A 25,597-nucleotide genomic window follows, 5' to 3' on the forward strand; every position below is an offset into this window, starting at 1 on the left:
TTTATGACAGTTTAGAGATGGCTATTTTTTCATGCAAAATCAGAAATACTTTTAATACATTACTTTTGATTAGAGATATCTGCAATGAACAAGCTAATATCATCTTTTAACAAACTAACTGGAAAATTGCTTTGTAACAGTGACGAGACGCAAATGCAATTTCTGCATAACTCTTTAGACAAAGAAAATATTAATGACTGCGATTACTATGCTCAACAGGTAACGGTTGATCTTATTCAAGAATATGAAGATGATGCTGAGTTACTAAGCATTTTCCAGCAAGCGGTGCTTATGCGAATACGCAAAACAAACAAGACTGCTGGTAAAGCCAATATTCGCCAGTTAAAACAATAAGGGGACTGGGAATCGGGGTGATAGAGATATAGGGAAAATTTTGATGGATTCTCCTCTTTACATCCTCACACCGATTTTCAATACAGGGCTTTTTATCAGGTTACTAAAATGTTAATTATTTTGTCATTAACTCTAAGCTAGTTCAACATTATCTCAATATCAAGTATCATGTATTTGCTGGATTAAATTGCAATCAAGTTTGCAACTAAATACCTCAATAATTAAAAAGTTAAGTTGAATATAAAAATAGTGATCTTCACTAGTAAATTTTTTTCTAATCAGAGATACTTTTTTGAGAAGTAAATTGAAATTGTTTAGCAAACTCCAAAACTAAAATCAGTTTGAAGTAAAACCTACGAGACAAGCTAACAGATTGACGATATTACAGATTGGCGTTAGTATTAATGCTTTCATAAGAAAAACCCCAGTGATACTGGGGCTGGGTTGAACGTTTCCTATGTCACTATAGTCACGTAGTGATTATTCCGAAACAGTGAATTTCACCCATAAAGATGGGTAAAAATTAACCCCGGTCACACCGGGGTTAATTGTGAATCTAGTGCTAAAAAGAGTTACGAGCAAAGGATATAACGGTATTTAGCAGCCAAGAGTTGAAGTGTATAAGATATTTTTTTGTCATTTTTCAATAAAATCTCAACACGAAAAAATGACAAACCATAGCATATGGTTATCAAACACTGCCGATACAGCTGCGAAATCAACAAAGGCAGATGAATCAAAGTGTGGGAGTGTTGTAGAGGTGTAGAGGTGTAGAGGTGTGGGAGTGTAGGGGTGTAACAACGGGAGTATCCCAAATGTCCAAAAAACCCACCTGCTCATAGCTCAAGTCTGCTTAAGTAGACTGCTTGATTTTTTTGAGTCGTCTGAAGACGACTTGTGCTATTAGCTTAACTAATAGCTAACGGTTTAAACCGTTAGCGGTATATTGGGGAGCATCCCAATTTTTGAAAAAACAAGAGCGACTAGAAGTCGCCGTTAGAAAAACATAGGCGCCTGTAGAACGGGCTTCCCATTTGCCATCAGGCTACCCTACGCAGGCTACAATTAGCCCGCTCAGGAGACTTAGTTTGTCTAGTCCCAGACTTCCAGTCTGTGGGGATTTTAAACATTTGGAATGCTCTCTGATGCGATCGCAGCTTCAAGACAGAGTAATCCAAAATCCTGTTAGGGACTTGCAATTTAATAATGTACCAATCATTTATGACTTTTCTGCTTTATATCAATTACCTGACTGGTATTTTATTTTCACGCAAGTCCCTTAGCTCGACTTTATCCATTTTTACTAAACCCAAAACCTGACCCTGAAACCATTGTGGGACGGTAGTTTTAGTTTTTGAAATTTATCGAGAATCAGTGATATGGAAAAAGTATTTGCCAAAAAGCTAGGGTTTTTGCCGAATAAAGAAAGCTAGAAAGCTGAATTCTTAATTTTGGATAAAGTCGAGTTCAGAGAATGACGGAATACTACATAGCTATATGCTTTTTTCTAAAAGTGAAAAATCTTAACTGAAGCATATTGAGATTTAACGAAGAAAATTTTTGATTTTTATTAATAAAGTCATGATCATGAGAAACTTTTTCTCAGTTGTAGGGTGATACCCCTCATCAATTTACAAATACTTTCATAATATTAACCAAATACTTCTCACTCAAAACGTTCTAGTTTTTAACAGTAATATTAGGTTATTTTGTTCTTATAAATTTATTATTTGCATCTTATTTTTATAAGCTAGGATTAAACCTAACAATAAAGAATAAATGTAGTTTAATCTACATTTAATTTAGAAACAAGGAGTCTTATTAATGACAACTATTAGAAAAGTTTATGGCTATGAAACCCTAAGCAATGAAAAAAGACAAATGACGATGATGCTACAGAGTAAGCAGATTTATCAGTGGAGCCAATCCACAATCGTTCGACTGAGCGTTTCGCACTGAGCTTTCCGAAGTGCCGAAATGTCACGATGAAATCCAAAATCTAAAATTATTTGGTCCTATCTCTATCTTGATTACTATGCTCTATCAAAAATCAGTTTTAAATCCTAATTCAAAGGTTTTGTGTGTTAAAGCGAATCATGATAAGTTACACACGCAATTTCTCTATGCAGCCAAAGTGATAGCAGTAATAATCATTTTTTTGTTGTCAAATTTCTTTGGCAATAGTGTTGCCCTAGCAGCTAATTCCTCGTCCTATGGTTACTATAAATCAGTTAATCCAACACCTGGAGAAACTAAATTACCTACAGCAACCCCAACGCCTTTAGGAGTACCAAAGCAGCCTGAACATCCTAATATTTTGGTGATCATGGGCGATGATATTGGCTGGTTTAACACTAGCGCTTACAACCGAGGCATCATGGGCTACCAAACACCTAATATTGACCGTATAGCCAAGGAAGGTGTGATGTTCACTGACTACTATGGTGAAAATAGCTGTACCGCAGGTCGAGCAGCTTTTATCACTGGTCAAAGCCCCTTCCGCACGGGATTGACAAAAGTGGGATTACCTGGTGCAGACTTAGGAATTCGTCCAGAAGATCCAACTATTGCAGAATTACTCAAGCCACTGGGTTACACCACCGGACAATTTGGCAAGAACCACCTGGGCGATCGCGATGAGTTTCTACCCACCAATCACGGATTTGATGAGTTTTTCGGCAATCTCTATCACCTAAACGCAGAAGAAGAACCAGAAAACCCCGACTACCCTAAAAATCCAGAATTCCGTAAAAAGTATGGTCCTCGTGGAGTGCTTCACAGTTATGCTGATGGACGAATTGAGGATACTGGACCCCTAAACACCAAGCGTATGGAAACCATCGATCAGGAGTTTATGGACGCCACTACAAACTTCATTGATCAATCCCATGAACAAGGTAAGCCCTTCTTTGTCTGGTTTAATTCCACACGAATGCACGTCTTTACTCACCTGAAGCCAGAGTCTCAAGGCGTCACGGGTCAGGGTGTTGAAGCCGATGGCATGGTAGAACATGACGGTCATGTAGGACAATTACTGAAAAAACTCGATGACTTGGGTATCACAAATAATACACTTGTTGTCTACACTACTGATAATGGAGCCGAAGTGTTCACCTGGCCCGATGGTGGTATGACTCCGTTCCACGGTGAAAAAGATACAAACTGGGAAGGTGGCTTTCGTGTTCCTGCAATGGTGCGCTGGCCTGGTCATATTCCGGCGGGTGTAGTGTCCAATGAAATTATGTCCGCTCAAGACTGGTTTCCCACGCTTTTAGCTGTAGCTGGTGTACCTGATATTAAGGAGAAACTTCTCAAAGGCTACCGTGTTGACAAAAAAGTATTCAAAAATCATCTTGATGGCTACAACTTCCTGACATACCTTACAACTCAAGAAAAAGAAAGTCCTCGCAAAGAGTTCTTTTATTTCAGTGACGATGGTGACTTGGCTGCACTTCGATATCAAGATTGGAAAGCTTTGTTCCTAGAACAACGAGCCACAGGTTTTGATGTCTGGAGTGAGCCGTTAGTCAAGCTGCGAGTACCAAAACTTTACAACTTACGACGTGACCCATTTGAGAAAGCCAGCTATGAAGCAAACAACTATGCTGACTGGTTATTCAGACATATTTTTCTACTAGTACCAGCTCAGGGTTATGTTGGCGATTTCTTACAAAGCTTTAAAGACTTCCCACCACGTCAAAAAGCAGCTTCTTTTACTGTGGATCAGGTACTAGAGAAGCTACAGACAAAACCAGTAAAAGATTAATCTCGGTTGTTGAGGACTAGATATTTAGTATCAGTACTAACATCCCTTTAGAGCAATTAAACCTGTCAATCAACACTAATCAACACTATTAGATGCGGTCATACGTTATGAAAAATGTTGCTGAAAATCCTATTAACCTAATTGTTGCTAGATTTGCAAATCAAGAACAGGCTGTTGAAGTGCTTGAGGAGCTAAAGCATCTCAAAAAGGAAAAAATGATCGGGCTTTGGAATGCAGCAGTCATAACTAAGGATGAAAACGGTAAGCTATTCTTCAAACAGACAGTTCAGACAGTAGGAATCAAACGAAGTGTAGGTATTTGTGGGATATTAGGGGCTATTATCGGTATTTTGGCTGGTGGACCGATTGCAGGTATTGTGCTGGGTAGCACATCTGGCACTCTCTCCGGAAAATTCATGGATCTGGGGTTTGACAAACAAGAATTTAGGGAAATTGGTTACTCTCTGGGTGCTGATAGTTCTGCCATCATTGCCATTATTGAACACAAGTGGGTCAGAGAACTGGTTGATACTCTCACCGAATTAGGAGCCAAGATTACTTGTCAGCGTCTAAAGGATGAAGTAGCTGTGGCGATCGCTATTGATGCTGATTTTGAGAACGTAAATAGATTAAACCACGAGTACATGGTTTGCAAATATGGGCATCCATAATCAGAAACATCATGATTGGCTGATATCAGCATTAATCTGCATGTTCGCGATCGCTGTTTTGTCAATCACCCCAGTTGCAATTGCAGCTACAACGAGAACAGCAAACTCATCATTAACAGAATTCTCTTGTCCAGAGAAGATGGTGTTTATTCCTGGAGGAAGTTTCCACATCGGTTCGGATAATTCGGGTTTTGTCGAAGAGCAATCAGCCCAGGATGTAGTTGTCAGTAGCTTCTGCATCGACAAATACGAAATAACAAACGCCCAGTTTACTGAGTTTGTTAAAGCAACAGGATATATGACAGTTGCGGAGCGTCCCTTGTCTCAAGCACAGTTTCCCGACTTACCCGATGAACAGCGCGCTCCTGGTTCTCTAGTCTTTCAGCCACCAGATGAGAATACCAAGCAAGTAGCTTACCTAAGTTGGTGGCACTGGGTTCCGGGTGCAAATTGGCAGCATCCCTTTGGCTCCAACAGCAATATCAAAGGTAAAGAAAAATACCCAGTAGTTCACATTGCCTACGAAGATGCGATCGCCTACGCTCAATGGGCTGGTAAATCACTACCTACGGAAGCTCAGTGGGAATATGCTGCTCTTGGCAACTTAGATAACAAGAATTATATTCGTAGCAAACAGTATTCTGCAAAAAATGCCAACACCTGGCAGGGAATCTTCCCGTTTTTCAACACAAAAGCGGATGGTTATATAGGTACAGCTCCGGTCGGCTCTTTTCCACGCAATAGTTATGGATTATACGACATGACGGGCAACGTCTGGGAATGGACTTCCGACTGGTATAGTTTAGGACACGCTAACAAAGCCCACAGTATCAATCCTACAGGTCCAGCACAGAATCAGAGCTTTGATCCGAAGAAACCTCAAGAAGGTGCATTGCATGTTGTCAAAGGCGGTTCTTACCTGTGTGCAAAAAACTATTGCAGTCGCTACCGTCCAGCAGCACGGGAATCTCAAGCCCCCGATACTGGAACCACACATATTGGATTTCGCTTGGTCAAAGGAATCGGGGATCTGGAATTGGGAAGTTGACACTCCCTTTAACCTTCTTCCTTGCATTTCCCTCGACTAATGCTACTAAGTCTATTAACTATATAAATATTAAGTGATGCACGCAACTTTATTACTCAAACTCAATGCAATGCTGAGGAGATTAATCCTCTTCATACTCAGCATTTTGTTTGTATTATTGGCGATCGCACCTTTTGCATCCGCCACTGAACTTCTACCCCAACCCGATCCTAAATTTGATGGGAAGATTGGAATTACTTACCAGACTGCCAAACCAGATCCGTCTGTCCTCAAAGCACCTGAAGCCAAACAAGACGCACCCAACATTCTTCTAGTATTGTTAGATGATGTTGGCTTTGGAGCCGCCAAAACCTTTGGTGGTTCGATTGAAACCCCTACCCTAGATCGATTAGCAGCCAATGGTTTACGCTATAACCGCTTTCACACCACGGCACTTTGCTCACCCACTCGTGCAGCACTGCTTACAGGTCGCAATCATCACTCTGTTGGCTCAGGAACAATTCAGGAACTAGCAACAGCGTATCCAGGCTATACAGGTTTGATTCCCAAGAGTACCGCAACAATTGGACAAATCTTACAGCAAAACGGTTACAGCACCGCTTGGTTTGGTAAAAATCACAATGTTCCAGATAACCAAACCAGTGGGGTAGGCCCATTTGATCGCTGGCCCAATGGCTTGGGTTTTGACTATTTCTACGGTTTTATTGGTGGTGAAACCGACCAGTGGTATCCCACGCTATATGAGAACCAGAACCCTGTTAACCAACCCGCTTCACCAGAAGAAGGCTATAATCTGACCCACGACCTAGCAGACAAAGCCATTGCCTGGATTAACTACGAACAAGCGATCGCACCTGATCGCCCTTTCTTCGCTTATTTTGCACCAGGAGCCACCCACGCACCTCACCAACCACCACCAAAATATCCAGAAAAGTACAGAGGTAAGTTTGACCACGGTTGGGACAAACAAAGAGAAATTATTTTTGAACGCCAGAAGAAGCTCGGTGTAATTCCTAACGATGCCCAACTTACACCACGACCGGAACAAATGCCTGCTTGGGATAGCTTCAGCCCAGAGGAGCAAACAATCTTGGCACGGGAGATGGAAACCTATGCGGGTTATTTGGAATATGCTGATCGCGAAGTTGGACGAGTAGTAGATGCGATCAAAGACCTCGAAAAACTGGACAATACATTGATTATTTACATCGTAGGCGATAACGGCGCTAGTGCCGAAGGTAGTCTGATTGGTTCCTGTAACGAGCTTCTCAATCTCAACGGATTGAATCTGACAATGGCAGATAATCTGAAATGTTATGACATCTGGGGCAGTCCCGAAACCTCACCGCACTATGCTGTAAGTTGGGCTTGGGCAATGGACACGCCATTTCGCTGGACAAAGCAAGTAGCTTCCCATTTTGGCGGCACTCGTAATGCGATGGTGATTTCTTGGCCAAAGCAGATTAAAGATAAAAATGGACTGCGACAACAATTCCACCATGTAATTGATATTGCACCAACTCTGTTAGAAGTCGCTGGCATCGAAGAGCCAAGATTCTTTGACGGGATTGCTCAAAAGCCTATCGAAGGAGTGAGCTTGACTTACACCTTTGATAAAGGAGCTAATAAGGCAGATGAACAACACGATACTCAATATTTCGAGATGTTTGGGCATCGGGCAATTTACGACGATGGCTGGATGGCATCGGCATTCCATAACCGCATGCCTTGGATTAATGCTGGTACAGTTCCCTTTGACCAAGATAAGTGGGAATTGTTCAACCTGAATGAGGATTTCACCCAAGCTAATGACTTGTCAGCAAAAAATCCTGAAAAATTAAAGGAAATGCAAGCGCTTTTTCTCCTAGAAGGTGAGAAGTACAACGTATTTCCTCTAGATGATCGTTTTGCTGAAAGGCTAGATGTCAACTTACGTCCCAGCTTTACAACGGGTCGTAACCACTTTGATTTATATCAGGGGATGACCCGTCTGTCAGAAGGAATCGCACCGAATATGAAAAATAAATCCCACAGCATCACAGCTGATTTGGTAATTCCAGACAAAGGTGCTGAAGGAGTTATTTTGGCATTGGGGGGAACTACAGGCGGTTACACCCTTTATATCAAAGATGGCAAACTCACCTACGACTACAACTGGTTTGACCTTGATCGCACCTCCATTACCTCGTCAACTTCTGTACCTACTGGTAAGGTCAAGGTGCGCTTTGACTTTGACTACGATGGCGGCGGTGCTGGTAAAGGCGGTACTGGCAAGTTGTTTATTAACGGTCGCCAAGTCGGTCAGGGTCGAATAGAAAAGACTGTTCCGGGACGATTTGGTGTAGATAGTCAGGATGTGGGGATGGATTTGCAAGCTCCTGTTAGCAACGCATATAAACCACCCTTCGCCTTTACTGGCTCGATTGAAAAAGTCAGCATTGATCTGAAGTCGTGATTATAGGTAGAAAAAATTTTTGAGGCTGCAATTATAAACTCAAAAAATCCAGATTTTTCAGCGAGAAATCTCAAAAAATGAGCAATTTAGGGGTAATTAACGTATGTTAAGAATCCGTTCAATTGTTTCGCAGGGGATGATAATCACAAGGACGATCGCTATATCTTTGTTAGTTGCTTTCTTTGTCAGCATCAACTTTTTTCCCTTACCTGCCTTGGCACAGGAACTTATTCCTCATCCCGACAAACCCTTCACTGGTAAAATCGGTTTAACTTACAAAGACTCTGAACCAGTAAAATCCCAACTGAAGTTGCCATCTACCTATGATCTGAAAAATCCGCCCAATATCTTGCTAGTGTTGCTTGATGATGTTGGCTATGGACAGATGGGTACTTTTGGCGGCGCTGTTTCCACCCCAACTCTGGATAAATTGGCGAAAAATGGATTGCGGTACACCCAGTTCCACACAACGGCTCTGTGTTCACCTACTCGTGCGGCGTTGTTGACTGGGCGTAACCACCACTCTGTTGGTACAGGCATCATTGAAGAACTAGGAACTGGCTTTCCTGGCTATAGTGGGGAGATTCCTCAAAGCGCAGGCACATTTGCCAAAGTTCTCCAGGATTACGGTTACGCCACAGCTTGGTTTGGTAAGAATCACAACGTTCCCGACTGGGAAACCAGCATGGCTGGCCCGTTCGACCATTGGCCCAATAAACTTGGATTTGATTACTTCTACGGATTTGTAGGCGGTGATACAGACCAGTTCACCCCAGCCCTTGTTGAAAATACCACCCGCCTCGAACCACCCAAAACCAATGCAGATGGCTCACCTTATCACCTAACTACCGATCTCGCAGACCACGCCATCAACTATATCCGTCAGATAAACGCCATATCACCGGAAAAACCCTTCTTTGTCTACTTGGCAACGGGTGCAACCCATGCACCCCACCAGGTTCCCAAAGAGTGGATTGACAAGTTCAAGGGTCAGTTTGATATGGGTTGGGATAAATACCGCGAAGAAACCTTCGAGCGACAAAAAAAACTGGGGGTGATTCCGATGGATGCGAAATTGACGCCACGCCCGGAGGCCCTACCCGCCTGGGATTCTCTGTCACCAGAGGAGCAAAATGTCTATGCCCACATGATGGATGTATTTGCTGGTTTTACTGCTCATACAGATCATGAAGTGGGTCGGGTGCTGGATGCGATCGACGACCTCAACAAGCTGAATAACACTCTGGTTTTTTATATTGCAGGCGACAATGGCTCCAGTGCGGAAGGTGGTTTAGAAGGCTTATTGAATGAAAATACCATGTTTAATGCCATCCCTGAACCTTTAGAAACCAAACTGGCAGCCGTTGATCAACTAGGTGGCCCTTTGTATTTCAACCACTTTCCGGCGGGATGGGCATGGGCAATGGATACACCCTTCCAGTGGACAAAGCAGATTGCGTCGCACTTTGGCGGCACCCGTAATGGTATGGTGGTTTCCTGGCCTAACCGTATAAAAGATAAGGGAAGTGTGCGTGATCAGTTTAGTCACGTCATCGATATTGCTCCTACTATTTTGGAAGCTTTGAATATTCCCGCACCAGTTGAGGTCAATGGTATTGGACAAAAACCCATTGAAGGTGTCAGCTTTGTTTACACCTTTGACAATCCCAAGACGCCAACTCGTCATCAAACTCAGTATTTTGAGATGTTTGGAAACCAGGGAATCTATCATGATGGTTGGATGGCCAGTGCTTTGCGATCAATTCCTTGGGATGCTTACCCAAAGCCAGCTGATCTACTGAACTTGAAATGGGAACTTTACAATATTAATAATGACTTTACCCAAGTAGACGACCTCGCCGAGCAAAATCCGCAAAAACTGCAACAGATGAAAGATCTCTTCTATGCTGAGACTGCTAAATATAATGTGCTACCTCTGGATGATCGCCGCACTGAACGCTTCCGCGTCGAAAATCGACCAAGCCTAACCCAAGGGCGTAACACCTTCAGCTACCCCGATCATATACGCGTAACTGAAGGAGCCGCTCCTGATCTCAAGCATAAGAATCACACAATTACAGCTGATGTTGTGATTCCGGCTCAAGGTGCAGAAGGGATGCTGTTGACACATGGTGGTCGCTTTGGTGGCTACGGTTTATTTGTGCAGGACGGTAAGCTGGTGTATCACTACAACCTGGCTAATGTCGATCGCTTTAATATAACTTCTGACCAGATGTTACCTACAGGTAATGTAATATTAAAAGCTGTATACAAGACAAAAGCTGATCAAGCAGGTGCTGGCGGTACTGTCACCCTTTATGCCAATAACAAGAAAATTGGCGAAGGACAGGTAGGAAAAACTTTACCCAACCGCATTTCTCTTGACGAAACTCTCGACGTTGGTTTTGACACAGGTACACCTGTTGCTGAAACTTACGAAACACCATTTGCGTTCACTGGTAATGTGAAGAAAGTCAACGTTGATTTAAAGTAAAAGTACTGTCAGCTAGAAATTTCCTGTCTGAAGACTGCTGAAGTGACAATTTGGTCTTAACCAACTAAATAATCGGAGTGACAATCAAACAAAAATATAGAAAGATTAAAAGTTAGTTAGGTTAGATAAAAGGGAGAAAATAAAGGGAGAATTTTCTTTTCCTTTTTCTCCCTCTTTTCAATATATTTTGGCATTATATAGGATTACTATTTGATTCTTGTGAAGGTAGGTAAAATTTCTCTTCCCTGTTCCCTGTTAAGAGTTACCCGTGTTCATCGTAGGTTTATAAATCAAACCAGATTCCAATAAATAAATCTTACTAGAAAATACTTGCTGCAAATATGCTATGTAACTTAGTAAGAAGAAAAAATCAGCCGTTTTTGACAGTTATTTTGTCTACTATTGTAGCATTGCTGATTGTAATTAATCCCTTATCTGCTGCTTCTCAAAGCCCTTCTCCTGATGACATACTTATAAATCAAGCACCTATCAAGTTGGGAGATCAAACACTATTTTTTATTCAAGACAAGTTTTTTTCACCTTCACTAAATGAGCGTGCAGAGAGAATTTCGTCCAGAATTCAGCAAGTGGCTAACAATTATGCCATTCCAGTTGATGCGTTGAGAACTAGTGATGTTGAAGCTGAAGCAACTACAATCATTTATGCTCAAGACGTTGCGATTTTGTCAGTTTCTGATACGGATGCCAAAGTTGTAAAATTAACTCGGCAAGCACTTGCTAATCAATATTTGCAAATTATTAAAAATGCCATTACTCAGTATCGAGAGGAGCGCAGTGCTATCTACTTAATCCGTGCTACAATTTTGGCTTTTGTTAGCACAATTATATTAATTATAATGTTGTGTGTGCTTGGGAATGTGATGCCACATTTCTATCATTGGTTAGATGTGCTGCATGAGCGATGGATTCCTAATATTCGCATTCAAAATTTTTATTTGTTATCGTCTCAACAAATTTCTGCAATTTTACAGGGATTCGTAAGAATTATTAACCTAATTTTTGTAATGAATTTGCTTTTTTTCTATTTATATTTTGTTTTGAGTTTTTTTCCCCAGACAAAGCACTTAGCAGACAACTTATTCACATCTTTAACAACCCTATTATTAACAGTATGGAAAGAACTTTTAGGGTATATACCAAATCTATTTATTATTACTTTAATCATCCTCTTGACTCGCTATTTCCTGAGTTTTTTAAAATTTATTTTTCAAAATATAGAGGGTAGAACACTCTCAATACAAGGGTTTTATCCAGAGTGGGCAGAACCAACCTACCAGTTGCTGAAGTTTCTTACCATCGCCCTAGCGGCTATCATTGCTTTTCCTAATTTACCTGGTTCTAATTCCCCCGCTTTTCAAGCTATTTTCATTGTTATAGGGGCGTTAATATCCCTGAGTTCAGGAAAATTATTCGCAAATATTATTGCTAGTTGGCTTTTGTTATACGCCCGTACATTTCAGATTGGCGATCGCCTTCAGGTTGAAGATCTCATGGGTTTTGTGGAGGACAAAGATCTGCTAGTAACTCGAATTCGCACGCTGAACAATGTTTTAGTATCAATTCCCAACTCTGTTTTGTTGTCGAGCAAAGTCACCAATTACAGTATGTTGTTACGAGAGAAGCAAACCCCAATTATTGTCCATACAACAGTAACTTTGGGCTATGATGCCCCTTGGCGAACTGTGCATGAAACCCTGATTGCAGCAGCTCTTGCGACTACTGATATTTTGTCGCAACCCTATCCCTTTGTCTGGCAAACTGCACTCAACGACTTCTACGTAAGTTATGAACTCAGAGCCTACACAAACCATCCAATAATACTAGAGAGAATTTATTCAGAATTACACCAAAATATTCAAGATAAGTGTAATGAAGCAAACATTGAAATCTGCTCACCCCATTACTCTGCTATTCGTGACGGTAATCAAACTACCATTCCCAGTGAGTATGTTTCTGGTGATTACACTGCTCCAGGTATTCGAGTGAATCCGCTTTTACCTTTGATCAACTTGATTAATCCAACTTCACCTTCGACAAATTCTCAATCGTCTACAGAGCGAAGAGCCTCAGACTAGTGGTCATTTTGACGAATGAAGACTGACGCGAAGATTTTTATCCTAGCAAAGCTGCTTTGGTTGACCAGTAAAAACAAACTAATCTCTTTGCAGGAGGAGAATTCCATGCAACAGCCAGCACAATTAATGAAAAAAGATGCAGTCTTGATGGTAAATGAAACAAGGAAGCAAGATAGCAATTTCTCCTCCTGTCTTCTACAATGGACACCGCGATGGATAGGTGTAGTTGGGATTGCACTTGTAGCAATCTGGCTTAACTTTGCTGAACCTGCACTCGGGTCTAGCAACTTCAGTGCGGTAAGTTGTGCCAAGTTTGGTCTCACAGCAAATCAATCAGTATGCGATCGCCAGATAGTTGCCCAGGTTTCTGATACAACTCCGATATTAATCCCAAAGCAACAAGTTGCTAAAGAAATTGCTAATACCCCTTTACAGTCCAAGTTTGGATATTTCAACTTGTTTATTATCTTTTTTGTCACACTTGGGCCACTTAAGGTGATTCCGGTATTTGTGCAACTAACTGAAAAGGCAGATCAAAAGCTGCGTCGGGAACTGTCTTTTCGTAGTTCTTTGATCTCAACAATCACTATTGTTTTGGTTGCCATTATCGGTCAAAATCTGCTGAATATCTGGAGAATTGAATTACCAGCATTAATGATTGCAGGCGGGATTTTGCTGTTCTTGGTAGCTTTGGAAATTGTGATGGCTCAATATGCGTCTGCTAGCAAAGTTGAGATTGCTGAAGAACCTTCCTTAAAAGAGGCGATCGCTCCCCTGGCTTTTCCCACGATTTTGACTCCTTTTGGTATTGCCATTGCTTTGATGATGATGGTGATGGCCCGTATAATCGGTATCAATCAAGGCTTTGTTCTGCTATTACTGTTGCTGGTCATGGGTTTGAATCTAGTTTGCATGTTGGCAGCTAGACCAATTCTGACTTTTATCAAACCCGTCACCTTACGTGTATCAGGGTTTGTCCTTGGGGTGATGCAGCTAGCGCTGGGAATTGAACTGATTTTATCTGCAATTGAAATAGAAGTCCTTGTCATACAGCGTCTTTTAAGGTTTTAGTACAGCTTTGCGTAAGACTTGTGAGTAATGCAGAGTTTCTCTATGAATTTAGGTAATTTAGCGTTTAGGTAGCTTCAGATGAGGGAGAATCTCAAAAATGACAACAATTGCAACCGCCCAACCACCGTCTTTTGAGCAACGCCTGGATGCATCCAAGATCACCCGTGTCATGTGGTTACTCTGGGCATTGTCCGCCGGATTGATTGCTTTGGATGGTTTTGACTTTTTTATCATTGGTGTCGCCCTTCCTTTTCTAAAGCGGGACTTTGGGCTGAGTTCTGTGGAAATCGGATCTGTCGCTGTGGCTTCGGTGGCGGGATCATTGTTGGGGTCGCTAATTTTAGGCCCGATTACTGATAAAATCGGGCGTCAGGTAATGCTTATAGTGGATGTTGCGATTTTTGTGATCGCTACCGCAGGGACTGCACTTGCTTGGAATGCAGCCTCACTGATTGCATTTCGTTTCCTGGTTGGTGTAGGTATTGGCGCTGATTATCCCATCAGTGTGTCTTACATTACCGAAAATGTCCCTTCTCGATTGCGGGGTCGAATGGTGATTGGAGCTTTTACTTTCCAGGCTGTTGGCGCTCTTTTGGGTGCGGTGACTGGGATAGTAGTAATTCATCTATTCCAGACCCTTTATCCAGAATCGACTGTACTTGCAATTCAGTATGCTTGGCGCTGGATGCTTGGGGTAGGGTTAGTGTTAGCGATCGCAGTTGGGATTTTACGTTTTAGTTTTTTGCTGGAAAGTCCCCGTTATTACATTGCTCAAGGTGATTATGAAGCTGCTTCTAAGGCAGCATCTACACTACTGGAGGAACCAGTTAATATTACCCCACAGACAGACCCCCCAGAGCGTGAACCAAGCTTGTCATACGGAGCATTATTTTCTCCTCAGTACCGCAGGCACACAATTTTAGCTTCAGTTCCTTGGTTTCTACAAGATATTGCTACTTACGGAATTGGGATTTTCACACCCACTATTATTGGTCTTTTGGCTTTTACCAGCAAAGAGAGTTTTATAGCCAAGGAAATGGCTTCTGCGAAAGGCTCTGCATTTGTGGATTTGTTTTTGATTGTGGGTTTCTTGATTGCGGTGCTGTTAATTGACCGATTCGGACGCATCAAGCTGCAAATTGCTGGCTTTTTGGGGATGGCGGTTGGACTTTTAATTCTGGCAGCGGCCAGTGTTTTAGCCTTGAGTAAAGAACCCAACGTTGCTCTTGTCTTCATGGGATTCTTAGTTTTCAACCTGATGATGAATGCTGGTCCCAACTCCACTACATTTTTATTATCGGGAGAAGTGTTCCCAACTTCAATTCGAGCCAGTGGTGCAGGGTTTGCTGCCGCCTTTGCGAAAGCCGGAGCGGTATTTGGCACGTTTGGATTGCCAGTTCTGCAAAAATCGCTGGGAGCGCCTATTGTGCTGTCGCTGCTGTCTCTAAGTTGCGTAGTAGCAGGTGTGATTACATACATATTTCGAGTCGAGACGACAGGGCGATCGCTTGAAGAAGTGGGTGTTGACTAATACTATTTTAGTATATCACGATGCTCCGTCACGTCAGTTGATCGCAGATTATGAGCGGTATTTGACCATCATAACTATTTAGTTAGTATCCTAATAACCAATTTTTCGTTACTGAGACTTATCGAGAATACAAGTGTTTAAGCAAACATGATATGAGTGAAGCTTTTGAAATACCTTCTAATTCCAATGCAGAAGCAACTGAGAAATTTACTCAAAATACTTCACAGTTTGCTGGTTTAGGTAACACCGAACTATCAATTGTCCGCACTGATTTAGCTGAAATACGGACAGATCTTGCTAGGGAGCGTAATCGCATGGCAGCAGAACGAACTCTCATGGCATGGATTCGGACATCGCTATCAATGATTACCTTTGGATTCGGTATTGATCGCTTCTTCCATTATTTGAAAATAGTGAAAACGGACGCTTCTGTTGATCAACTCAGCGAAGAACGAATTCTCGGTCTCAGTCTGATTACTTTGGGAGTTTTCGCCCTAGCAGCAGCAATGGTAAGTCATTGGCGGACGTTGAAAAAGATTGAACAACGCAATTTCAGATACATTTCTAGCTGGTCTTTAGGGATCACAGTGGCAATTGTACTGGTGTTTATTGGATTGGCTAGCTATATTCCACTCCTGATACAGGACGTCAAGCTCATGGATTTTATTAATTTAGATAGTCAAATTATTCAGAACCTTGCATCATTAACTGTGTTCTCAATTATGCTGACTCTGGGTGTAGAACTACCTTTTAAGGAATTGCTTGATTTCTGGAAAAAACCAGGTTTGTTGGCGCGATCGCTCTTGGCTGTGATTGTGATACCTGCAATTGTGATTACATTGGTATTGTTAGTTTTTCATCTGCCTAAAACTTTTGCGATCGCGCTGGTGCTACTCATCGCTTCACCAGGCCCTGCACTGCTAACGAAACGTGCCTCAATGGCAGGAGCAAGCTTTCATTACGTACTTAGCCTACAGGTAACATTAGCTCTTTTGGCTATTATGGTGACACCTTTAATGTTGAAGTTATTTAGTATTTTGCTACCATATACTAATGAAAATGTCAATGTTTTACTGGTAGCAAAGCAAGTTGCCTTGGTGCAGTTTTTGCCTCTCAGCATTGGGTTAGCTATTCGGACAATTTGGCTTGAGTTAGCAGAGGAGATTAACAATTTCCTCAAAGCGATCGCCAATACACTATTTATTGTGTTATCGATTTTTGCTTTGGTCGTTGGTTTGAATCTGATTCCTGGATTGGGTATAGTTCCGCTCCTGGTTGCTATTTTTATAACTTTGCTGGGACTAATGGTTGGACATGTGTTAGCTAGTGGCTATGAGGCAGATATTCAGTCTGGTTTGGCGGTTACAACCATTGCTCGCAATGTGGGGTTGGCAATTTTCATTGCTACTAAAAACGGCCAGGCTCAGTTAGTTCCAATTATTGTCGCCCTTTTGATTGTGGGTATTGTGGCTGGACTTCCTTACTCGGTGTGGATGAAGCAAAAAATTGCTCAATCGCAAGCAAAACCAATTGAAGCATCATCTGTATCTTTTTAAGAAAATGAATGACTTTATTCCTGCTCGCAAAACATCTAATATTCAAGCCGAACTTGCCAAAGAGCGCAACCGAGCTGCGGCCGAACGCACTCTCATGGCATGGATTCGCACCAGTCTTACTCTGATCAGCTTTGGTTTTGGGATTGATGTCATCGTCAGTGCTATCCGTAGCTTTCAAGTTGTTCAAGACATCAATCCTGCGCGTCTTTCTCGGATTCTCGGTCTTGCTTTTATTGGTCTGGGTATTTATGCGATGATTGTGGCAATGATCCAACACCAGCAAGAACTGTATCATATCCGACGCGACCAGGAATATCTCTACACTCCCCGTCACTCTTTAGCATTGACAGTTGCGATCGCCTTAGTTTGCATTGCTGTTTTTGCCTTTATTAGTATTTTGGTAAGTGCATTCACTCACCAAAATAGCATGTAGGCTATGAGTCCTTCTCAAAAACCGACTAATACTACCAACGAATTGGCAAAAGAGCGTAATCGCGCTGCTGCTGAACGGACATTGACAAGTTGGATTCAGAATTGCTTATCTTTGATTGGTTTTGGTATTGCCTTTGATCGCATTTTTAATGCACTGAATGAGTCGATTTCTCAGCATAATCCACGCATTGCTATGCAACTGACTCACATTATTGGCTTGAGTGCGATCGCTTTAGGCATTTTTCTATTGATTTTGGCGATGATTGGATACCTAATCAAAGTCAAATCATTAGAGCAACAGGAATACTCACATAAATCGACTTATATTGTTAATCTATCTGTCTTTGTCGTTTCTGTCATTTTATTTGGTTTAGTTACACTAGTTGCTGTTTTTACTTTAACTCCCTCGCAATAATACGCATTATTAAGTGTCCTTTAGCAGATATATTGCAAAAAATAGAACAATAAATCAACTAAACAGTAGACGGATTCACAAAACGATTGGCAAATTTCAGAACTTCGCCCAAATCTGTGTGGCGATCGCTATCTAAAAACGCACTTAAGATCGAATTTGAGCCTTGAACACCAGGTTTAGTAGCGCCCATATTTAGCAGATTCATCACTGCCGAAGTAAGGGTTGGCAAAGCAGCCTGAATGGTGTTGGGACTTAGTCCTGTCCTTTGCGATACTGTTTGAACGATTTGCTGGTGCAACTGAGGTGATAACATAGATTGTTGTCCAGATGTACTTGCACCAGTAGCAACTGCTTGACCAATGAGATTCTGTAATTGACTGCTACCTAGACTTGAGTGCTGTTTCTGAAGTGCAGGACGAAGCATATTACCCACTACTGACATCGCTTGTTGTATTTGAGATGGCTGAATTCCTCGACTTGTTGCCAATTCCTGAATCGAGTTGGTGATTGACTCTAGTTGAGCAACATTTCCCTGCTGATTGGGATTGTTAATTGCACTGAGAATATCAAAAAATAATCCCATAAAGAATATCCTTACTCAAAATTGATCTTAAAAGAATTGGTGATGTGCTAGCGCGAAGTGGTATCTGCTGGCACGTGAACATGAAGCGAACGAATTATCCCCAGCCAATGATTATCATCTGTGTAGTAACCCAATTCTGCGATGTAGTCGCGATCGCTGACTGGAATTAAAACATGCTTGTCTTGATCATGCTCATCACATGTATACTGCTGGGTGCTGTGTGCTGGCTGACGATCAATGTCAAGATTTGTCACATCATGAACTCGGAGTACAAACCTACGTCCGCCTTGCTGTCGTTTAGCTGCTTTGTAGTCATCTGAAACTTCCCAATAGGCGTAAGCATCTTGAGAGTTGTGAGGTACTAAGATAATCCGGCAATCATTTTTCATGGTTGACGAATCATCTGTTGTGCGATCGCTATCAGGAGAGGACTTTTCTCTCTCCAGGTATGATCGAGCTGTTGCTTCCATTCTTGCAATTGTTTTATTGACTGTATTTGTTACATCTCCAGTAAGATTAGTTGTTGTTGTTTGAGATGGACTTTCAACTTGTTCGCAAATAAGTCCTGCTAAGGTTGTGACAACATCGGATGAGGGTTTGACTGTACTTTCCACCGAAGTAGTAGATGGAAATTTTACAGGAGTTGAACGAGCTAGTTTGAGCCAGCGATTATCGTTGGTAAGGTAGCCTAATTCTGCTACATAGTCGCGATCGCTCTGGTTAATAGGAATATGCAAATCAGATGTTTGCTGATCACAATCAAACTCCCAAAGACTATGAGGAGTTTGTCGCTCTAAATCAATGTTTGTTGTGTCATAAATACGTAGCGCCAGTTTCTGTCCACCTTGTCGTCGCAGTTCTGCTTTGTGTGTTTCTGGAATTTCCCAGTAAGCATAGGCATTCTTAGAGTTCCGAGGTACTAGTATGACGCGACTTTCATCTTGTGTAACTACTGGGCGATCGCTCACCAAAATATGATTATCTGCCTTTGTTGTATGGATATTATCAACTCCTGTACAGGCAGGAACTCGCACGTGAGCTGAACGAGCAATTGTCAGCCAATGACCGTTGGATGTAGTATAGCCAAGCTCAACTATGTAATCACGATTGTCTACTGTGATCGGAATGTGTAAATCTTGTTCTCCTGGATTACAATCAAATTCTTTGACGCTGTGTGGTCTTTTACTATTCATCTCTATATTGGTGACATCGTAGAGATGCAACTTCAAATTATGTCCACCTTGTCTTTGCAAATCTGCTTTCACCTGATCTGGAACTTCCCAATAAGCATAAGCATTCCTACAATTTCTGGGTGTTAGGATAATACGACTTTCAGGGATACTAACTGATGCTGGAACGGGAGCAGCAACAGTTTTAGCTTGCGAACCCCTATTTCTCTGCAACAACCAGGCAAATCCACCCAGAAACGGAAGTAATAATAACCACCACCAAGGAGATCCCCGCCAAGATTCAGTTGCAACTGTATTTGTTATACCAGGTGAAGTTTTTGCTCCAGGTGAGGATGTGTTTTGAGGAGATGCATTTTGATTTTGTGCGGCGATTTCACTACCTGTTGTGGCAACTGTGGCTTTTTCTATGATTTGCTTGTTTTGGGCAGCTGTTGCATAGCCCAAAAATGCAACTGTTGCGGGACTAGGATTAGATCTGCGATAAGCATACAGCAAAGGTTGGGAGAATGGATAACGAGGATCGGTGGGAAGAACCTCATGCATGGGGATCATTCGCACATTTGGGTTATTGATTACTTGATCTGCGATCGCATATCCAATACCATCTGTTCCTAGTTGTTTAATTACTGCTTGTGTACTGTCTTGCGAAAGTTTGACAGCATTTGCACCCGTTTGAAATGGGGCTTTCTGAAAAACGAGATAATTCTCAAACGCTTGACGCACATCACTATTTCCTGGACGATCTACCAAGCGAATTGCTTGGGAAGAACCGCCAATTTGTGACCAGTTAGTAATCTCACCTCGAAAAATTTGGGCAAATTGTTCGGAAGTTAAGCTACCCTTAAACGAATTGTCCTTTGCGACAATTACAGCAATTTTATTACGGGTTAAAGGAATTGTGACAAGCCCTTGCGCTTTCTCCACCTCTGTTAGTGGACGACCAATAGCAGCCAAATCAATTTTTCCATTTGGTAATGCTTTTAAAGATGCATCCGTTCCGTCGTAAGCTATTTTGACCTCTGTACCAGGAAACCTCGCTTTGAAGCTCTGCGCCAATGTCTGATTAATCTTTTCCATGCTAGTAGTACCATTGATCTGAACTTGTGTACCACTAGGAACAGATTGTGGCATAGGAAAAGAAGGGAAAGAAGTACTAACATCCGATGACTGAGCAAGCAAAGGACGAACAATCAAAGAGACTACTAAAGGAGTAGAAACAGCACTACATGCAAATAGTATGACTAATGAATTTAGTGATTTTGTTTGACTAAGCATCTTAATTCATCCTATTTTCAAATGTTTTTCTCGATCTTTTTTGTTAATTAATGACATTATTGAATTTTTTGAAATTATTAAATTTCAGAAATTTTTATGCAATATATTCAGCATTAAAAGCATGGCTACAATCTTTCTGTTAAGAGCCTTACGAACTCGATATTTGCTACAATTGTAATGAAATAATTCAGGAATATAGATTCAGAGTTCACACTTTAATCCAGTGATATTTTCGAGATTTGATATCAAATCCTTCATGTCATTCCATTGGAAATATCTTAGATATCCGGCTTCTAGCAAAAGAGAAATCTGTTCTTTAAGCTTTTGTTCATGCCAACGACCATTGTGTAAATGATCAAATACTTGATCAAGATATTCCAGATATTTTTCATCGATAGATGTACTCATAGCAAATGCACCCCACTACCTTTATCCGTCCACACTACTAACTAAGTTTTTTTACTTGGAGAACAGCTTCCATTGTTTAAACCTGCTCTCCTAAGCAGTTCACAAACTATCGTCGCGAATAACCCCCTTTCTCCACATCTCGTCGTGAAAATTCAGGTTCTGCCTCACCTAAAAAGCCAATTCCCAATTCATTTATTTTTGCATTAGGAAATGCCACAGCAAAAACTGAACTGCCACATCCACCAATAACTAGCACAAATGTACCAACAAATTCTGCAAGGCATCGCGTAAAAAGTGACACCATAATTAGCTCCTTGCTTAATCAACAAATTGAAAGTGTTATGAGTCAAGCGCTGAGAAAATTTTTGCGGTTTGTTAGCTTGTATTTGAGTGCTAACTATCGTTAAATTTGTCAATTTACACAGTTAGTTTCAATGACAGTTAAGCCAGTTAAGTAGATTATTCAAAAAACATTTGACAGTATGACAGGTTAAGACATATTCTGACGCATATCAACTGCTTATTTGATACATGATTTGACTTTGAACATAAATCTTATGCTGAATTGTTTCTGAAATAAATAAGTTTTTTGCTTTCTTGATAAGAGCGATTGTTTACAAGATTGTTTAGAAAATCAAAAATGCTTATCCAATTTATAGTATTGATAGTTTAATCTGGTTAAATTCAGCCTAAGCTCAAAAAATAAGAATAAAATAATAATAAAATAACAATTAAATAAACATTTTTATATAAGATTCCTAAATCATTCGCTCCAGACAAGATTCCCAACTTAGCAGGAGTTGTCTGAGAGCTAAGCTCTGCAATTCTCACAAAGCATAATGGTAAATTATTAGTCACGCATACATCCTTAAAGATGAGTTACATTTTGGCATTAGATTTAGGTACAACAGGCAACCGTGCTTTTGTGTTTGATGCTCTTGGTAAAATTGTTGGGCAAGCATACAAAGAACTAACACAGTATTATCCACAACCCGGATGGTTAGAACATGATGCCGAAGAAATTTGGCAAGATACTTGTTGGGTAATACAAACTGCGATCGCCAATGCCAAAATTATCCCTAGTGAAATTGTAGCAATGGGAGTAACCGTACAACGAGAAACCTGTTTAATTTGGGACAAAACCACTGGGAAACCTCTACATAAAGCGATTGTTTGGCAAGATCACCGCACTGCTCCTTTGTGTAATCAATTACAAACCCAAGGTTATGCTAATGAGATTTACGATCGCACTGGTTTAGTTATCGATGCGTATTTTTCTGCTACAAAGCTCAGATGGCTGTTAGATCATGTCACAGGTATTGATCTCAAAAATGTTTTAGCTGGAACAATTGATACCTGGATTTTGTGGAAACTCACAGGTGGGAAAGTTCATGCTACCGACCACAGCAACGCCAGTCGGACAATGCTGATGAATCTGACAAGCTGTGCATGGGATGAAACTTTACTGGAATTATTTAAAATACCTGCTCATATTTTGCCTCAGATTCAACCCAGCTTAGGAAAATTTGGTGTTACTCATAGCACTTTACTAGGTGTGGAAATTCCCATCACTGCTATTTTGGGAGATCAACAAGCAGCTTTATTTGGTCATGGGTGCGATCGCCCTGGTTTAATGAAATGTACTTATGGTACTGGTAGCTTTTTAGTTGCTCACACTGGCTCAGAAATTGTCCGTTCGCAAAATCGCCTCATCTCTACAGTCGCATGGACGCAAATTCGTAACGGTAGTTTAGATGTTGGCTATGCCTTGGAAGGTAGCATGTTTATCAGTGGGGCGTGTATCCAATGGTTGCGGGATAGCATGAAGCTGATTCAAACAGCTGCGGAAACAGAAGCGATCGCCAATCAAGTTACAGATAACGGCGGTGTATATTTTGTCCCAGCATTTAGTGGACTGGGCGCTCCTCACTGGGATATGAGCGCTAGAGGAGCCTTTTTTGGCATTACCGCCGCCGTTCAACCACAGCATTTAGTCAGGGCTGTCTTAGAAGCGATCGCCTATCAAGTCAAAGAAGTTGTGGTAGCCATCAGTGGATCTTACAGCGCAGCAGTAAAGAAATTAATAGTAGATGGTGGAGCCTGTGAAAACAACTTCCTCATGCAGTTCCAGGCAGATGTGTTAAATATATCAGTTGAACGTCCAGCAATGCGTGATACTACTGTGCAGGGTATTGCCATGGCCGCTGGTTTGGCGGTGGGATTTTGGCATAGTTATGAAACCTTGGTTCAGAAACGACAAATTGATCGTTGCTTTTCGCCTGGTGTGGGGAGTGAATATGCAACAGCCAATTTCGTTACTTGGCAAAAGGCGGTGGAACGGGCGAAATATTGGGCAAAGTAAAATTTAAGATACGAGCAAAATTTGGTTAATAATCCCGAAAACTCCACAATGAAGCTTGTATCAGAATCAATGACATTTCAAAGAAAAAACAAAAACAATGTCTAAAACCAAAATTTTAATACCTGCTGTTGGCGCTGCTGTAGTTGTAGTGGGAAGCGTAGCCGCTTACATTTATTTGAAGGGTGGGCCTGCTGGAGACATTTCAGGTGCTGCTGGAAGTGCCAAAGTTGTACCAGAACAAGCATTTATGGCAACATATATTTCTACAGATCCTAAAGTGTGGGCAAAGTTGGAGCAGTTTGGCACTCCAGAAGCGCAAAAGATAGTTGCAAAAGGTCTGGAGGACTTTAACAAAGATGTGTTAACTGATAGTAATATTTCCTACGAAAAAGACTTAAAACCTTGGGTTGGTGGTGTGATGATTGCCATGTTACCACCAACTTCAACAAAACCTGCTCAGTTAAGATTACCTTCAGCAAATCCCAATTCGCCAGCAGTTACCACCCAGGAACCAAACTTATTGGTGGTGGTAGGAATCAAGGATAAAATCAACGCCTTGAATTTTGCAAACAAATTAAAAGGTCAAAAAGGCGTCACAACTAAGGAAATTGACTACAAAGGTCTGAAAATAACAGAAACTTCCTCTGGGAGTCAACCCACATATAGTGCTGTGTTGAATAATTATCTGGTGTTTGCTCCCGAAAAGCAAACTGTAGAACAAACGATTGACACCTTTAAAGGACAGCCTTCTTTTGCCAATAAACAAAGTGCAAACACTATTCTCAGCAAAAGTGCAGTAGAAAACACAGTGGCACAAATTTATGTACCTGACTATGCAGGTATGGTACAGCAATTGATCAATTTAAATCCGCAAGCACAGCAAATTCCGCCGCAAACTCTAGCACAGTTAAAGCAAGTGAAATCAATGGTAGCGGGTGTGGGAATTGATGACGCGGGAGTGCGGATGAAAGCGATCGCCAACTTAGATCCCCAACTCGTGAAATTTGAGTATAAAAATAGCCCTAGTAAAGTAATATCGCAATTACCTGCTCAAACAATGGCTCTGGTTAACGGTCAAGGTATTAGCACCTGGTGGTCAACATTAGTAGAACAGTCTCAAGATTATCCCGAATTTAAACAAGCCATTGAGCAAGCGCGCGCCCAATTCAAATTTGCAAATCTCGATTTGGATAAAGAAATTTTTGGGTGGATGGATGGAGAATTTGGTGTCGCTGCGATTCCATTGAATCAAGGTTTGTTCGCACAGCTTGGTTTTGGAGGAGCATTTATATTTCATACAAGCGATCGCAAGACAGCCGAAACCACCTTAACAAAATTGGATACCTTAGCCAAAACACAGCAAGTTAACATTGCTCAAAGAAATATCGGTAATAAAGATGTTACCGAATGGCAAATTCCCGGACAAGGCGCTTTATTTGCACATGGTTGGCTCGATCAAGATACAGTTTTTTTCGCTATGGGTGGGCCAATAACTGATGCGATCGCGACTCCTAATGGTAAATCTCTCAACGACAGCGAAAACTTCAAAACAGTTACAGGTTCTCTACAGAAACCAAATGGCGGTTACTTCTACCTGGATATGGACAAAACCGCGTCCGTAATAAATCGTTTTGCAACCTATAATCGATCCTTACCGCCTGAAGTCAGTGCCATCATGAATTCTATTCATGGCGTTAGTCTGACTGCTACCAGTCCAGATAAATCTACCACTCACATGGAGATGTTGTTAGCTCTCAAACCAAAAACAAGTAAATAATCCAAGTTGCGATCGCATTTTGATTCAAATAAAAACAGTGGGATAGCTCCAAGGGAGACAGTATGCGATCGCATTGTAAATTCAGAACGTAGTATGCAAAAATTATATTTTTG

At 41.4% G+C, this 25,597-nt stretch carries 18 protein-coding genes; 14 read left to right on the top strand and 4 right to left on the bottom strand.

Features of this window, described 5'->3' with window-relative positions:
* The first annotated feature begins 84 nt into the window (after positions 1-84).
* From AC5JMK_RS13250 to AC5JMK_RS13305, 12 genes are all read left to right on the top strand, one after another.
* Complete coding sequence (locus AC5JMK_RS13250; protein WP_495910297.1) at positions 85-354, top strand: hypothetical protein; 270 nt, start codon at positions 85-87, stop codon at positions 352-354.
* Between the two features lie 2,035 nt (positions 355-2,389).
* Entirely contained in the window at positions 2,390-4,120 is a 1,731-nt protein-coding gene (locus tag AC5JMK_RS13255; RefSeq protein ID WP_495910298.1) for an arylsulfatase, read from the top strand.
* A 107-nt stretch (positions 4,121-4,227) separates the two neighbouring features.
* Positions 4,228-4,791: a DUF1269 domain-containing protein gene (locus tag AC5JMK_RS13260; RefSeq protein ID WP_096673190.1), complete on the top strand. Its 564-nt coding sequence runs from the start codon at positions 4,228-4,230 to the stop codon at positions 4,789-4,791.
* Positions 4,778-5,839 carry a formylglycine-generating enzyme family protein gene (locus AC5JMK_RS13265; protein ID WP_495910299.1) on the top strand — a complete coding sequence of 354 codons (1,062 nt, stop codon included), beginning with the start codon at positions 4,778-4,780 and terminating at the stop codon, positions 5,837-5,839. The genes AC5JMK_RS13260 and AC5JMK_RS13265 overlap by 14 nt, the downstream gene beginning before the upstream one ends.
* A 76-nt stretch (positions 5,840-5,915) precedes the next feature.
* Positions 5,916-8,294, top strand: coding sequence for an arylsulfatase (locus tag AC5JMK_RS13270; protein ID WP_495910300.1), 2,379 nt, complete (start codon positions 5,916-5,918; stop codon positions 8,292-8,294).
* A 136-nt stretch (positions 8,295-8,430) separates the two neighbouring features.
* Complete coding sequence (locus tag AC5JMK_RS13275) at positions 8,431-10,788, top strand: arylsulfatase (protein ID WP_495910301.1); 2,358 nt, start codon at positions 8,431-8,433, stop codon at positions 10,786-10,788.
* A gap of 392 nt (positions 10,789-11,180) precedes the next feature.
* Complete coding sequence (locus AC5JMK_RS13280; protein WP_495910302.1) at positions 11,181-12,884, top strand: mechanosensitive ion channel family protein; 1,704 nt, start codon at positions 11,181-11,183, stop codon at positions 12,882-12,884.
* 105 nt (positions 12,885-12,989) lie between these two features.
* A complete protein-coding gene (locus tag AC5JMK_RS13285) occupies positions 12,990-13,955 on the top strand; it encodes a MarC family protein (RefSeq protein WP_495910303.1) in 966 nt (321 codons plus the stop codon).
* A gap of 97 nt (positions 13,956-14,052) precedes the next feature.
* Positions 14,053-15,486 (top strand): MFS transporter, encoded by a 1,434-nt coding sequence (locus AC5JMK_RS13290; RefSeq protein WP_096673178.1) that lies wholly within the window; start codon positions 14,053-14,055, stop codon positions 15,484-15,486.
* 152 nt (positions 15,487-15,638) lie between these two features.
* On the top strand, positions 15,639-17,042 hold the full coding sequence (locus AC5JMK_RS13295; protein WP_096673176.1) for a DUF202 domain-containing protein: 1,404 nt from the start codon (positions 15,639-15,641) through the stop codon (positions 17,040-17,042).
* Between the two features lie 4 nt (positions 17,043-17,046).
* Positions 17,047-17,475 (top strand): YidH family protein, encoded by a 429-nt coding sequence (locus AC5JMK_RS13300; RefSeq protein WP_495910304.1) that lies wholly within the window; start codon positions 17,047-17,049, stop codon positions 17,473-17,475.
* Between the two features lie 3 nt (positions 17,476-17,478).
* Entirely contained in the window at positions 17,479-17,889 is a 411-nt protein-coding gene (locus tag AC5JMK_RS13305; protein ID WP_096673172.1) for a YidH family protein, read from the top strand.
* Positions 17,890-17,947: 58 nt separating this feature from the next.
* Here AC5JMK_RS13305 and AC5JMK_RS13310 read toward each other — a convergent pair whose 3' ends face one another.
* From AC5JMK_RS13310 to AC5JMK_RS13325, 4 genes are all read right to left on the bottom strand, one after another.
* On the bottom strand, positions 17,948-18,472 hold the full coding sequence (locus AC5JMK_RS13310; protein WP_495910305.1) for a DUF937 domain-containing protein: 525 nt from the start codon (positions 18,470-18,472) through the stop codon (positions 17,948-17,950).
* 47 nt (positions 18,473-18,519) lie between these two features.
* Positions 18,520-20,937: a DUF4912 domain-containing protein gene (locus AC5JMK_RS13315; protein WP_096673168.1), complete on the bottom strand. Its 2,418-nt coding sequence runs from the start codon at positions 20,935-20,937 to the stop codon at positions 18,520-18,522.
* A 201-nt stretch (positions 20,938-21,138) separates the two neighbouring features.
* The gene (locus tag AC5JMK_RS13320) at positions 21,139-21,345 is read right to left on the bottom strand and encodes a hypothetical protein (RefSeq protein WP_096673166.1); all 207 of its coding nucleotides are present in this window, start codon (positions 21,343-21,345) and stop codon (positions 21,139-21,141) included.
* 106 nt (positions 21,346-21,451) lie between these two features.
* Entirely contained in the window at positions 21,452-21,649 is a 198-nt protein-coding gene (locus AC5JMK_RS13325) for a hypothetical protein (RefSeq protein ID WP_495910306.1), read from the bottom strand.
* Between the two features lie 570 nt (positions 21,650-22,219).
* Between AC5JMK_RS13325 and glpK the strand changes: the two genes are divergently transcribed.
* Positions 22,220-23,707, top strand: coding sequence for a glycerol kinase GlpK (glpK, locus tag AC5JMK_RS13330; protein ID WP_495910307.1), 1,488 nt, complete (start codon positions 22,220-22,222; stop codon positions 23,705-23,707).
* Positions 23,708-23,804: 97 nt separating this feature from the next.
* Entirely contained in the window at positions 23,805-25,484 is a 1,680-nt protein-coding gene (locus AC5JMK_RS13335) for a DUF3352 domain-containing protein (protein WP_495910308.1), read from the top strand.
* The last annotated feature ends 113 nt before the right edge of the window (positions 25,485-25,597 follow it).

Source organism: Pelatocladus sp. (genome assembly GCF_059505505.1).